The sequence below is a fragment of the Pseudarthrobacter sp. NKDBFgelt genome (assembly GCF_046097905.1).
Taxonomy (GTDB): Bacteria; Actinomycetota; Actinomycetes; order Actinomycetales; family Micrococcaceae; genus Arthrobacter; species Arthrobacter polychromogenes.
In genome coordinates, this window is record NZ_JBJURL010000017.1 from 1 (window position 1) to 11,880 (window position 11,880).

The following is an 11,880-nucleotide window of genomic DNA, read 5'->3' on the forward strand; positions in this document are numbered from 1 at the left end:
TCGCACTGACCTATCGAGCCGGCGTCGTCCTGTACGCCGTCGTCATCTGGCTACGCCAATAAGGAGACACACCCTAGACCATGCAGAATTTCAAGCGGTGAAATTTGATCAAGGCAGACCGTCATCGGATCGGCGACGGTCTGCCCTTCATCGCGGAGGGGAATTACGATGACTGCTGTTCAGTCCATGAGCTCGACGACCAACAAGGTGCTGGGCGGCATGGTCAACGCCTGGTATGTGCCCTCGTGCCCCCGCGTAAGAGACAACAGCCAAAAGGAAGTCGGGCTACTCGCCGAAACTTCCCACAACTCGAGCCACACAAGGGCCCCTTCTACAACTGCCACAAAACCCTCATGCCCGCAGCGTACGTTCTTTTTCTCTTTCATTCAGAGCACCGCCGTCTTGCTGTGATGGCCTCATTGCAGCGACCGCGCCACCGGCGACGAGGACTACCACGCCGACGCCCATGTAGAGCATGGATGCGGTCCAATGCGCGTCCAGGAGGGCTCCGGTGATGAGTGGGGCGACGATGGCGCCAATGCGGCCAATCCCGATCGCCCATCCGACGCCGGTGCTGCGGACGGACGCCCCGTATAGTGCCGGAGTGATGGTGTACATGCCGGCAATGCAACCGTTGATCAGCATGCCGACTACTCCGCCTGCCACGAAGGCCAGGGCAAGGATGCCTGCGGTGGAAATAAACATCACCATGGTGGCTGCAGAGAGCACGGCAAACACAACCATTACCTTGCGGCTGTTCCAGCGAATGGTTAGTAGGCCGTAGAGCAGGGATCCGAAAGTGCCGCCGAGGGTTAGCATGAGACCCCCGATGACGCCTTGGCTTTCAGTCATGCCTGCCGTGACGAGGAGTCGCGGCGTCCAGCTGTTCACGAAGTAGAACCCGAACATGGTCGCAAAGAAGGCAAGCCACACGAGCCATGTGGAGCGACGGTTAGCAGGAGTGAATAGTTCGGAAAGCTTGTTCTTGCGGTCCGCTTTTACTGAGTGGGTCGGGAGCTCTGCCACTTCTGGCTGCCCAATTTTGCGGGCAATCTTGTTGAGGCGACTGAGGACGTTACGGGGACGGCGGGTGGCCAGGAAGTCCACGGACTCCGGCAGCAGGATGGCCAGAAGAATCAGGACGGCGCCGGTGCAGATCCCGCCAAACAGGAATACCGAGCGCCAGCCGAAGCTTGCCTGGAGGGTTACCGCGGCGGCGCCGCCCAAGGTTGCACCGATGCCGTAACCGGCTGTGTAGATACTGATGGCCAGCCCACGCCACCGTTTGGAGGAGTATTCGCTGGCAATGACGTTAGTACAAGCGAGGATGCCGCCGATCCCCAGGCCGGTGACAACGCGCCATATCCCCAGTTCCACCGCCGATTGGGCAATGGAGGCGAGCAGCATCCCGGCGGTGGCTAGGCCAACGGAGATCAGGACCATGGGTCGGCGTCCGATGATGTCGGCGAAGGGGGCCAGGCCCAAGGATCCGATGGCCATGCCGACCAGTCCGGAGCTCAGCAGGATGCCCAGTTCCGCTCCGCTGAGGCCGAAGTCGCGTGTCACGCTGTTGGCTGTGAAAGCCATGGCCAAGACATCGAAGCCGTCGAGGGCGTTGAGGACAATGCACAGGCCTACGATCAGCCATTGGTACAGGGACATGCTGGACGCGTCGATGCGTTCTTGGAGTTGCATGGAGCTACTTTCTGGAGGCCGCGGACAAGCCGGGCAGGTGCTAAGTTTCATGCGGACGGGCAGGTGTGCCCGCCGGGACCAAGGCCGGCGCAGCCCTCATCGTCGAGCACGGCAGCCAGGCGACTATCTATACTGATAGTTAGATGTGGCGCGAGACACAGCATAACTATGAACATAGTTAGTTGACAAGAGGTTAGTGGACGCGGTGCCCGGCATGCGGTTATGCAGGGCGCCCTGACGGAGAGGATTGGTGGCAGATGAGTCTCCGCTACGCCCTGCTTGCATTGCTCACATCCCAGCCTCTTACGGGCTATGACGTTTTCAAGCACTTTGAGCAATCCGTCGGGTACGTCTGGCACGCTCCCGACTCGCAGATCTATCCCGAGCTCCGCAAGATGGAAAAGGATGGTCTTCTCAGTGGTATCGAGGAGCCTTGGGGGAAAAGGGGGAAGAAGAAGCGGTACCACATTACGCCGGAAGGGATCGAGGCCTTCCGGTGCTGGATGAATACCACTCTGGACTACGCCCGCGAGCGTGACCCGATCCACCTCAAGGCGGCCTACCTGGAGTGGGCCGAACCGGATGCTGCGCGGACCCAGATGCATGCCCACATTGCGTATCACTCTTCCCGCGCGCAGCAATGGCGGGAAATGATCGCCACCCTTGAGGACCGGACTAATCCCATCCTGGTGACGCGCCTCGCAGCGGCCCCTGAGGAGGATCGGGCCAAGATTGCGGGCTACAAAATTTTCACTTACGAAGGCATGATCGACCGCGCTAAGGCCGAAATCGAATGGGCCCGGCGCGGCCTGGAGCTGATTGACAAACTCGAGTCCTGACTAAAGCAGGCACGCAGACTTCCGGCCTGCACCTGCCTTCCGCGCCTTGCTGGACCTGGCTGCCCCGAAGAACGTTTGCCACTATCTATCAACATAGTTATGCTGTGATGCAGACCACTACCTATGTGGATAGATATAGCGAAGGAATGACCATGACCGCGCTGATGCAGTCCGTGAGTTCGACAACCAACAAGGTGCTCGGGTATCCGCTTAATGCCTGGTACGTGGCCGCCTGGGACCACGAGGTGACCCGGAAGCCGATGTCGCGGCGGATCGCGGACCGTCCACTCGCCCTTTACCGCACTGAGGACGGCAGGGCCGTGGCGTTGGCGGACGCCTGTTGGCACCGGTTGGCACCGTTATCCATGGGCAAGACCCTCGGCAAGGATCAAATCCAGTGCCCTTATCACGGCATTGTCTATAACTCCGCAGGCCGCTGCGTCTCCATGCCGGCGCAGGAGACCATCAACCCGAGCGCCACGGTGCCGTCCTTCCCTGTGATCGAGCGGTACCGGTATGTGTGGGTCTGGCTGGGCGATCCCACCTTGGCAGACCCGGACCTGATCCCGGACATGCACCAGATGAGTTCGAACGAGTGGGCTGGCGATGGTGAGACCATTTTTGCCCCGTGCAACTACCAGCTGGTGCTGGACAACCTGATGGATCTCACCCATGAGGAGTTCGTCCACTCTTCCTCGATCGGGCAGGACGAACTGAGCGAGTCCGATTTCGTCGTGACCCAAGAAGGCACGACCGTCACCGTGTCCCGCTGGATGCTCGATATCGACGCGCCGCCGTTCTGGCTCAAGAACATGCGCGACAAGTTTCCCGGTTTCGAGGGCAAGGTGGACCGCTGGCAGATCATCACCTTCCAGTCTCCGTCGACCATCAACATCGACGTCGGCGTTGCGAAGGCAGGCACGGGCGCGCCGGAAGGTGACCGCAGCCAGGGTGTGAACGGTTTCGTCATGAACACCATCTCACCGGAGACCGCCAAAACCTGTCATTACTTCTGGGCCTTCATGCGCAACTACCGCCTGGAAAGCCAGCTGATCACCACCCAGCTCCGCAATGGCGTGCACGGTGTGTTTGGGGAGGACGAGGCGATGCTCAAAGCCCAGCAGGAGGCCATCGACGCCAATCCCGACTACGAGTTCTACAACCTCAACATCGACGCCGGCGGCATGTGGGTGAGGAGGCTGATCGAGCGCCAGCTCGCTGACGAAGGCCGACTCATCCCAACCGTATGACCCGCACCAGTCCACCAAGAAGTTAGAAGAAGTCATGGCAGCAACGAACATAGAGGTCTGGCAGACCGGAACCGTCGTCGAAGCGCAGTTCGTCACCGCAGAGACTCGCCGCCTGGTCCTGTCCCAGCCGCTACCGAAGAAAGCGGAGCCCGGCTCGCATATCGACGTGATGGTCACGATCAATGGCGAACGGCACAAACGCTCCTACTCCGTAGTGGATTCAAGTGAGGACGGTCAGCGACTGGCCATAAGTGTCTTCCGGGCCCCACAATCCCGCGGCGGTTCGGTGTTTATGCAGGGACTGGAAGTAGGGGACCAGCTGGAGATCACCCAGCCCCTGCAGAACTTCCCGCTCCGTGTGGGCGCCCCGCGCTACGTGCTGCTGGCCGGCGGCATCGGCATTACCGCAATGGTCAATATGGCCCGTGTGCTCCGCAACATCAACGCCGATTACACGCTCGTCTACGTCGGCCGCAGCCGCGCCGCCATGGCCTACCTGCCCCAGCTGGAAGAGCTCCACGGCAACGCGCTCCAAGTCCACGTGGACGACAAAGGAACGGCACTGAAAGTCGACGAATTGCTCGCCGGGATGGACCCTGATACAGAGCTCTACATGTGCGGACCAATCCGGCTGATGGACGCAGTGAAACGAAGCTGGGACGCACGCGGGCTCAGCGTACCCAATCTCCGCTACGAGACCTTTGGCAACAGCGGCTGGTTCGACCCCGAGGAATTCGTCGTCCGTGTTCCACGCCTGGGCGTAGAGACGACCGTTCCAGCCGGAAAGTCGATGCTGGAAGCTCTCGAAGACGCCGGCGTAGACATGATGTTCGATTGCCGCAAGGGCGAATGCGGTCTCTGTGAAGTGCGGCTGCTGAGCCTACAGGGCGCCATTGACCACCGCGACGTCTTCTACAGCGAACGCCAGCAGAACGCCGCGGCCAAGATGTGCTGCTGCGTCTCCCGCGTCGTCAGCTCCGGAACCGGAACCGGCGCCCGTGCGCACTCGGCTGCGCCATCTGCCGTCATCACCATCGACGTTTAAGTGGTACATCCTTGGATCCTCCGAACCCGTAAGCCGTAATTCAACGTGCAAAACAAGAGGGCGCGCAACCCTCGTGCAGGCGTTGGAACTATATAGAGCTCAGAGCCGCCGACTCGGGCAGGGTCCTTGGGGTTGCTCATCTTCCAGCATGCGGGGCCCGTTGACCATCAGCAGCCCGGCGGTGAGGGCCAGCAGCCACCCACAGAGCAGCCCGAAGGACGTGATCCATGTACCGCTGATGTCGTGTAGGAGGCCGAACAGCAACGGACCGAGGCCGGCAAGGGAGTAGCCTACGCCTTGGGCGAATCCGGAGAGGGCCCCGGAGCCGGCGGTGGTGCGGGTTCGTTTGTTGATCATCAGGAGGGCGAAGGAATAGGTGCCTTGGCCAAGTCCGAACACGATGACCCAAAGAGGTGAGCTGGTCCCGGGTGCAAGGAGAAGTCCCCCGTAACCGAGGGCGAACAAGAGGGTAAAGGACAGGCCGATGGGGAACGGCCGTTGCATCTTCGCTACGAGCAAGGGCACGACCAGGCTGGTGGGCAGTCCAATGATGGCGTAGAGGGCGAGCATGGAGCCTGCTTCTCCCGGTGTGAAGCCGCGGTCAACAAGGACGGCAGGAAGCCAGGTGAAAATAGCGAACGTGTTGCTGGAACAGCCGGCGAAGATCAAAGCCAGTCCCCAACCGATAGGTGATCTCCAGGGCCTCGTGGTCCGGGGACGGGCCGGGAATTCCGGGTTAGGCGCGCCTTTGCCCGTCGTTCTGCCCGGTCACGTAGGAGCACGATGATCCAGGGCAGCGCGGCCGCAGCGCCCACGAGTGACCAGACGCCAACCGCCACCCGCCAGCCTGCTTCCTCCGAGATGGGCACCGCCAGCTGCGGAGCCACTGCGGTGCTGATGGCAAACAGCGTGACGTACAGGGCGGTGAGGAGCCCGACCCTGTCCGGGAAGTGCTTTTTGATCAACGGCGGCAGGACAATGTTGCCCAGGCCCAGCCCGATCATGGTCAGCAGGGAAAGCACCAGGAAGGCTGCAACGCTTGTTCCCAAGGCCCTGCCCAGCTGTCCGGCAACGGCCAGCAGTATCGCTGCCAGCATCAAAGGCTCAAGTCGGACGCGCGGTAACAACTGCGGGGTCAGGAATCCCATCAGGGCGAATCCCGCCGTCGGGAGCATCCCGAGCATGCCAATCGAAACTGCATCGAACGGCAGGTCCGTGGCTAGTAGGGAGATGATGGGCGAAACCCCTGCCACGGCCAGCCTGGCACTCAGGGCCATGAGAAGGATGCCGAGGAGTACCATCCACCGGCCGGAAGTAAGCGAACGCTTTCCCGTGTGCTGGTTCCCGCCCTTTGCCCTGCGCTGCCCGGTGCCCGTGGCTGCGATAACGTCACCTCGATCTTCGTCCTGGGGAGCCTGTCCCTTTTGCTGGTGACATACACACTGCATGACCACAGGCGGGGGAACCGGGGGTTGCTTGATTCCCCCGCCTGTAGCGCTAATGATTGCGGCTTGGTACTAGGGGACAGGGTTGCCCAGTTCGCGCAGGGGTGTCTTGGATGTTTCTTTGGCCCAGAGTGCGCCGGCGACGGCCAGCACGGAAGAGGCTGCGACGATCCACGCCGCGGGTCCCCAGTTGGCTTTTTCTGCTCCAACAAGGGCGGTTCCGAGCAGGGGGGTGAAGCCGGCGCAGAGGATACCGATCTGCAGGCCGATGGCCATGCCGGAGTAGCGGACCTTGACGTTGAAGAGTTCCGAGAACCAGGCCGGGTAGACCGAGTTCGAAGCAGCATAGGTGCCGGCGGTGATGAGCGTGCTGGTCAGGAAGATCATCGGAATGTTGCCGGTGGAGATGACGGAGAAGTAGACGAAGATCATCAGGCCCGAACCCAGTACGCCGGTGATGAAGACTTTTCGCCGCCCGAAGATATCGGACAGGCGGGCGAACAGCGGCTGGGACACGATGGCGATCACGTTGCCGACGATGCTGACCCAGAGCATGGTGGCTGCGGGGACACCGACGGTGACGGCGTAGGCCAGGCCGAAGGACTGCATGAACGTGTTGGTGACGACTTGGAATGACATCAGTGCCACCTGGATGAACTGCGCAGGGTGGGTTTGGAGCATCTTGGCGAACGGAAGCTTTACCAGCTCGCCTTTGTCATGCTTCTCTTCAAAGACTTCCGGTTCTTCCAGGGAGCGGCGGACCAGGAACGCGACGATGAGCACGAGGATGGAAAGCCAAAACGGGATGCGCCAGCCCCAGGACAGCCGGTCGGCTTCGCTCATGGCGGCAACGGGAAGGAAGGCCAGCGAAGCGAGCACAATGCCGGCGGAGATGCCGCTCATGGCGAAGCTCGCGAAGAAGCCACGGCGGCCTGCAGGCGCTTCTTCCATGGTCAGGGCAGAAGCACCTGCTGTTTCGGCGCCCGCGGACAGACCCTGCATGAGGCGCAGCAGCACCAGCAGGGCAGGGGCCCAGTAACCGGCTGTGTTGAAGTCCGGCAGGACACCGATGAGGAAGGTTGCAGCACCCATCAGGACCAGCGTCATGACCAGCGTGTTTTTCCGGCCCAACTTGTCGCCGAGGTGCCCGAAGAGCACCGCGCCGAAGGGCCGGGCGACGTAGGCGACGCCGAAGGTAGCGAATGATGCCAGCAGGGCGACAGTGGGATCGCCGGCGGGGAAGAAGATTTTGGAAAAGATCAGGGACGCCGCGGTGGCGTAGATGAAGAAGTCGTAGTACTCCAGGGCGCCGCCGAGAAACGCGGCAAGGGCGGCCTTCTTGGCGCGCTTGAGCCGGCGTTCGTCTGCGGAAACCGTGGGGCCGGTTGCAAGGTTGGTCATGGGGAAGGTCCTTCCACTTTGAAAGACGTGGGTTGTAAGGGAGTCTGAACTACACTTTGTTCGTATGTCGAACTCGCGTGCGTAAAGCGCGCATTAGGGCTAGAGTACATCACAGTGAGAGGCGTCACAAGGCAAGTGATATTGCCGGGATCGAGCCGCTCATCGGCGGCAGGGGTCGGATCCTGCTCAGCTCGCCAATTTGCCGTCAGCAACGTACGAGGGAGTCGTTATGAAAGATCTGCCGACGCGCAGGCTGTTCCTTATCGGTTCGGAGGCATCGAAGGCCATGTCACCGGCGTTGTGGAATCCTGTGTTGAATGAGGTTGGAGCGGGCTGGATTTACGAGGCCTGGGATGTACCGGCCGATCAGCACATGGCAGGAGTCCGCCAGGGGCTGCTTCAACCGGACGTTGTCGCTGCAAACGTGACGATGCCTCACAAGCGATGGGCGGCCGGGACGGCAGATGAGGTAACAGAACAGGTCCGGCTCAGTGGCGCCGCGAATTTGCTGGTGCGCCGTGGCGAAACATTGTCTGCTCACAACACCGACATCAGTGCCGTTGAGGAGCGTCTGGCAGGCAAGCATCAGAGGCATGCGCTGATGCTCGGCGCAGGAGGAGCGGCAAGAGCGGCAGTAGTTGCCCTTCGGGGCAACGTCGACAGGATAACTGTCACCGACCGCGATCCGAGCGCCTCGCAGCAGTTGGTGGCTCTCGCTGCGGGCCTGGGCATTGCGGCGTCCACAGCCAGTTGGGGCGAAGCCCAGGACCAGGCCCGCGACGCCTCGCTGATAGTCAACGCGACACCCATCGGGAAGAACCTGGACGACCCCCCGGCTTGGGGAAGCGCAAGGCTGGACCCCGGCGCGCTTGTCTACGACTTTGTGTACTCGGACCACGTCACCGCAACTATCTCCATGGCAAGGACACAGGGAGTAGAGTGCACCGACGGCTGGGATCACTTGCATGCACAGGCCGCGGCCATGATCCCCCTCCTCGGGCTTCCCTTGAGAACCCACGCCTTACTGCATCAGGCGCTGTCCCATGTGCACATGCAGGCCTAAGGCCTCCTTGCGCTTCTGGTCGTGCGCCCGTGGTGCCCCAGTTGCCGGCAAAGTCGAAAGTACAATCTCGGGCCCTCTGCTGCCCGCGCAGGTCGCTGATCTCCTCCGCGAGGAATAGCGGTGCGGGCCGTCGGGATATGCTCGATATAACCCGGCCGATAGCAGTGGTCGTCGGGTGCCCGGTACTTGCGGAAGGGAAGTTCATGGACGAGCATCCGGCGTATTTTGTGAAGTCCGTCGAGAAAACCTTTGACGTCCTCCGCGCTTTCAGTCCAGACACCCCACGTCTGACCGTCTCCCAAATCGCAGCACAGGCAGACCTGACCCGCGCCTCGGCTCGACGCTTCCTGCTCACGTTGGTGGACCTCGGCTACCTACGAACCGACGGAACACATTTTGAGCTCACTGCCCGAACATTGGAAATTGGGTCTACATTCATCGCCGGCCAGTCCCTTCCAGGCGTCGCCGAACTGCACCTGAAATCACTTGCCTCCGAGCTCGGTGAAACGGCCTCCCTCTGCGTTCTCGACGGCACCGACGTCGTCTATATCGCCTGCGTCCCGTCCCCGCGAATCCTCAACGTGTCCATCAGCGTTGGCACCAGGTTCCCGGCCTGGGCCACATCCATGGGCCGCGTTCTACTCAGCGCCCTGCCTCCCCAAAAACTGGATGCATACTACGAATCAGTGCAACTGCAACGATTCACCGAACAATCGATCGGCAGCCTGGACGCCCTACGAGCCGAGATACAGCAGGCCCGAAAACAGGGCTGGGCCATGGTTTCCCAGGAACTGGAAGACGGCCTCAGGGGAGTGGCCGTTCCTGTCTGGAGCGGGGATAAAGCTGTCGCCGCGGTCAACGTTTCCCTCCAAACAAATCGATCGGCTCCGGAAGTCATCGAGCAGGATGTTGTCCCTCTCCTCCAAAAAACCGCCCATGAAATCGGGCTGGACTATACCGGACGAACAGCCCACCGCTTCAGCACTGCATCATAGGTCTGGGGAAAGTCAGACCTAGGCCGTAGAGCCATCAGGCCTGCAGCGAATCTAGGGAGCCCGAGGAACAGAGTTCCGGCAGCGGACAGCGCTGACGGAACGGCTGACCCTCACATCGCCGACTGTGGTGTGGCGCAGCTACTGGTAGACCGTCTCCCGGCTGATCCCGTAATCGTGGGCAAGGACGCTTCCTAACACCGGCGCCGGCGCGCTGGATCGGTTCGGCCGCCCTGCCTTAAACCTACGAGTCCGCAGTGACGATAAGAACTAATCCGTCGGCCTGGCCCAGTTGAAGGGCATACGCGGGAGTGGTGGCCGCACCTGCTTCCACTCGTCCGTCAAATGTGAGGGACGCCATGCAGGTGGGTGAGGCGATTGTTGGCGGATCTCTCCGAGCTCGAATGATCTGCAATTACGTCATGCAAGTCCATGGTTAAGCTCAGGAGCCAAGGAGCGTTGTTGGACACAACCACGCATTTATGCTGATGCCTCCGCACTTCCTACAGCTCGCCCATTCTCCTGATCGTGTGTTCGTGAATGTCGAGCAGCATGCGTTCGCCTTGGTGTGTATGTATCCACACCAAGCCCTTGGGAGGGTGCGTGATATCCACTTTTCCTCCCCAGCGGGCACCGCTTGGGTCGGAGGCTTCGACGTTATCCCCAGGCACCAGTGAAAACACAAGCCGCACTTCTTCCGCCGTCAGTACTTCTTTCATGCCGAAACCTCCTGATGCGCAGTCGTGGGATGGGGTTTAGTCATGCTTGCTGACAAACCAATAGGTCCCTGGTCCAAGTCAATCCCCGGGTCATTGAGTATTCGTCCCGAAAGAAAGTCGTCATGCTGGCGGCGGCACGTCGGTGGGTTCTAACGGGTTTCGTTGACGTTGTGAAGACAATCCCGGGTGATGCGGGCAGGTCATTGTTGGGATGGTTCTTCTGCCGGACTGCGTGGTTGTATTCCTGTGTCGTTTGATACCGAGACCTGCCGTAGGGGGTGCACGTGGTCGTTGGGCTTCAGAACGCCTTCGGGTCTGTGAGTGTTTGGTAGATGTCCGAATGGTGGAACAGCTTTCGGCCTGCTCCGTCGTCTTGGAGTATCCACATGATGTCCCCATCCGTTGTTACGGCGTCAACGGTTCCAGATACTCGTTCTTTGCTGGTTCCGACGAGAAGTACTGTGTCCCCCGGGCGGAGGTCGTTCCAGTTGGTGACGACAGATCGGCGGAATCCAAACCGGGTCGGTTTCCGGTCTGGATCGTCGACCATGTCTGCACTGTGGTGCGTCCTGGTTCTGTCGGGCATGGCTTCCCTACTGGTTTGCAGGGTCATGTTCTTCTCCTGTCAGGATGATGAGTTGTCGAAAATGTGTCGCAGTGTTTGTCGAAGCTGATGCCAGTGAGCGCAGGATGCGACGCGGGGCGGGGGCACGTATTTAGAGATAGCCGTTTCCTGCCGCTGCCCCGAAGCGGACCTGCTGCCCTCGGCGCAGGGGCCCGCTCGGTGTGGAGGCACCGCCGTCGGCCAATCAAGGAAGAAGGAGGCTGTGGCCTGCCTTAATGGCACGCTCGGTGACCTCATCCATGGTGCCGATACCGTCGATTTGGGTCAGGATGCCGCGCTCGGCATACTTGGCCACGACGGCTTCCGTTTGCTCGTGGTAGAGGTCGAGCCGGTGGCGGATGACGGCCTCGTTGTCGTCGCTGCGCCCCGTTTCCTTGGCACGGCCCAAGAGTCGCGCCACGAGTTCCTCGTCGTCGGCGGTCAGCTGCAGGACGACGTCGAGGCTCTGGTTTCTGTCGGCCAGGATTTCGTCCAGGTAGTCGACCTGGGCCGTTGTGCGCGGGTAGCCGTCAAGCAGGAAGCCGTCTTCGACGTCGCTTTCACTGAGGCGGTCGCGGACCATCTTGTTGGTCACGTTGTCCGGAACAAAGTCTCCTGCATCCATGTACTTTTTGGCTTCGACGCCGAGCGGTGTTTCGCTTTTGACGTTGGTGCGGAAGATATCTCCGGTGGAGATGGCGACGACATCCAGGCGCCGGGAGATGCGTTCCGCCTGCGTTCCCTTACCGGAACCGGGTGGTCCGATAATCAATATTCTGGTCATGGCAATAGCCTTTCGTCGTGATGTGTGTCGGGGAGGCTTTTCG

At 60.9% G+C, this 11,880-nt stretch carries 10 protein-coding genes and 1 pseudogene; 5 read left to right on the forward strand and 6 right to left on the reverse strand.

Annotation, left to right across the window (positions count from 1 at the left end):
• Positions 1–351: 351 nt before the first annotated feature.
• Positions 352–1,695, reverse strand: a complete 1,344-nt coding sequence (locus ACKAE7_RS06725; protein WP_408978757.1) for an MFS transporter — start codon at positions 1,693–1,695, stop codon at positions 352–354.
• Between the two features lie 257 nt (positions 1,696–1,952).
• Here ACKAE7_RS06725 and ACKAE7_RS06730 point away from each other — a divergent pair, with 257 nt between their 5' ends.
• The 3 genes from ACKAE7_RS06730 (at position 1,953) to ACKAE7_RS06740 (ending at position 4,829) form a co-directional block, all read left to right on the forward strand.
• Positions 1,953–2,534 carry a PadR family transcriptional regulator gene (locus tag ACKAE7_RS06730; RefSeq protein WP_408978758.1) on the forward strand — a complete coding sequence of 194 codons (582 nt, stop codon included), beginning with the start codon at positions 1,953–1,955 and terminating at the stop codon, positions 2,532–2,534.
• Between the two features lie 152 nt (positions 2,535–2,686).
• Positions 2,687–3,784 carry an aromatic ring-hydroxylating dioxygenase subunit alpha gene (locus ACKAE7_RS06735; RefSeq protein ID WP_408978759.1) on the forward strand — a complete coding sequence of 366 codons (1,098 nt, stop codon included), beginning with the start codon at positions 2,687–2,689 and terminating at the stop codon, positions 3,782–3,784.
• Positions 3,785–3,818: 34 nt separating this feature from the next.
• Positions 3,819–4,829 carry a PDR/VanB family oxidoreductase gene (locus ACKAE7_RS06740; protein ID WP_408978760.1) on the forward strand — a complete coding sequence of 337 codons (1,011 nt, stop codon included), beginning with the start codon at positions 3,819–3,821 and terminating at the stop codon, positions 4,827–4,829.
• A gap of 99 nt (positions 4,830–4,928) precedes the next feature.
• Here ACKAE7_RS06740 and ACKAE7_RS06745 read toward each other — a convergent pair.
• Together ACKAE7_RS06745 and ACKAE7_RS06750 are read right to left on the reverse strand one after the other, a co-directional pair.
• A pseudogene (locus ACKAE7_RS06745) lies at positions 4,929–6,277 on the reverse strand (CynX/NimT family MFS transporter).
• Between the two features lie 69 nt (positions 6,278–6,346).
• The gene (locus ACKAE7_RS06750) at positions 6,347–7,675 is read right to left on the reverse strand and encodes an MFS transporter (RefSeq protein ID WP_408978761.1); all 1,329 of its coding nucleotides are present in this window, start codon (positions 7,673–7,675) and stop codon (positions 6,347–6,349) included.
• 229 nt (positions 7,676–7,904) lie between these two features.
• Between ACKAE7_RS06750 and ACKAE7_RS06755 the strand changes: the two genes are divergently transcribed.
• Both ACKAE7_RS06755 and ACKAE7_RS06760 read left to right on the forward strand, forming a co-directional pair.
• Positions 7,905–8,738 (forward strand): shikimate dehydrogenase family protein, encoded by an 834-nt coding sequence (locus ACKAE7_RS06755; protein ID WP_408978762.1) that lies wholly within the window; start codon positions 7,905–7,907, stop codon positions 8,736–8,738.
• Between the two features lie 203 nt (positions 8,739–8,941).
• Positions 8,942–9,733: an IclR family transcriptional regulator C-terminal domain-containing protein gene (locus ACKAE7_RS06760; RefSeq protein WP_408978763.1), complete on the forward strand. Its 792-nt coding sequence runs from the start codon at positions 8,942–8,944 to the stop codon at positions 9,731–9,733.
• 500 nt (positions 9,734–10,233) lie between these two features.
• Here ACKAE7_RS06760 and ACKAE7_RS06765 read toward each other — a convergent pair whose 3' ends face one another.
• The 3 genes from ACKAE7_RS06765 to ACKAE7_RS06775 all read right to left on the reverse strand — a co-directional run bounded on the left by ACKAE7_RS06765 (position 10,234) and on the right by ACKAE7_RS06775 (position 11,837).
• On the reverse strand, positions 10,234–10,449 hold the full coding sequence (locus tag ACKAE7_RS06765; RefSeq protein WP_408978764.1) for a hypothetical protein: 216 nt from the start codon (positions 10,447–10,449) through the stop codon (positions 10,234–10,236).
• A gap of 298 nt (positions 10,450–10,747) precedes the next feature.
• On the reverse strand, positions 10,748–10,999 hold the full coding sequence (locus tag ACKAE7_RS06770) for a hypothetical protein (RefSeq protein WP_408978765.1): 252 nt from the start codon (positions 10,997–10,999) through the stop codon (positions 10,748–10,750).
• A 259-nt stretch (positions 11,000–11,258) separates the two neighbouring features.
• Positions 11,259–11,837 (reverse strand): adenylate kinase, encoded by a 579-nt coding sequence (locus ACKAE7_RS06775; protein WP_408978766.1) that lies wholly within the window; start codon positions 11,835–11,837, stop codon positions 11,259–11,261.
• Positions 11,838–11,880: the final 43 nt, after the last annotated feature.

Bases quoted from the DNA above. Each gene is read 5' to 3' on its own strand.
- ACKAE7_RS06725 (WP_408978757.1), bottom strand. From the start codon at position 1,695: ATGCAACTCCAAGAACGCATCGACGCGTCCAGCATGTCCCTGTACCAA.
- ACKAE7_RS06730 (WP_408978758.1), top strand. From the start codon at position 1,953: ATGAGTCTCCGCTACGCCCTGCTTGCATTGCTCACATCCCAGCCTCTT.
- ACKAE7_RS06735 (WP_408978759.1), top strand. From the start codon at position 2,687: ATGACCGCGCTGATGCAGTCCGTGAGTTCGACAACCAACAAGGTGCTC.
- ACKAE7_RS06740 (WP_408978760.1), top strand. From the start codon at position 3,819: ATGGCAGCAACGAACATAGAGGTCTGGCAGACCGGAACCGTCGTCGAA.
- ACKAE7_RS06750 (WP_408978761.1), bottom strand. From the start codon at position 7,675: ATGACCAACCTTGCAACCGGCCCCACGGTTTCCGCAGACGAACGCCGG.
- ACKAE7_RS06755 (WP_408978762.1), top strand. From the start codon at position 7,905: ATGAAAGATCTGCCGACGCGCAGGCTGTTCCTTATCGGTTCGGAGGCA.
- ACKAE7_RS06760 (WP_408978763.1), top strand. From the start codon at position 8,942: ATGGACGAGCATCCGGCGTATTTTGTGAAGTCCGTCGAGAAAACCTTT.
- ACKAE7_RS06765 (WP_408978764.1), bottom strand. From the start codon at position 10,449: ATGAAAGAAGTACTGACGGCGGAAGAAGTGCGGCTTGTGTTTTCACTG.
- ACKAE7_RS06770 (WP_408978765.1), bottom strand. From the start codon at position 10,999: ATGGTCGACGATCCAGACCGGAAACCGACCCGGTTTGGATTCCGCCGA.
- ACKAE7_RS06775 (WP_408978766.1), bottom strand. From the start codon at position 11,837: ATGACCAGAATATTGATTATCGGACCACCCGGTTCCGGTAAGGGAACG.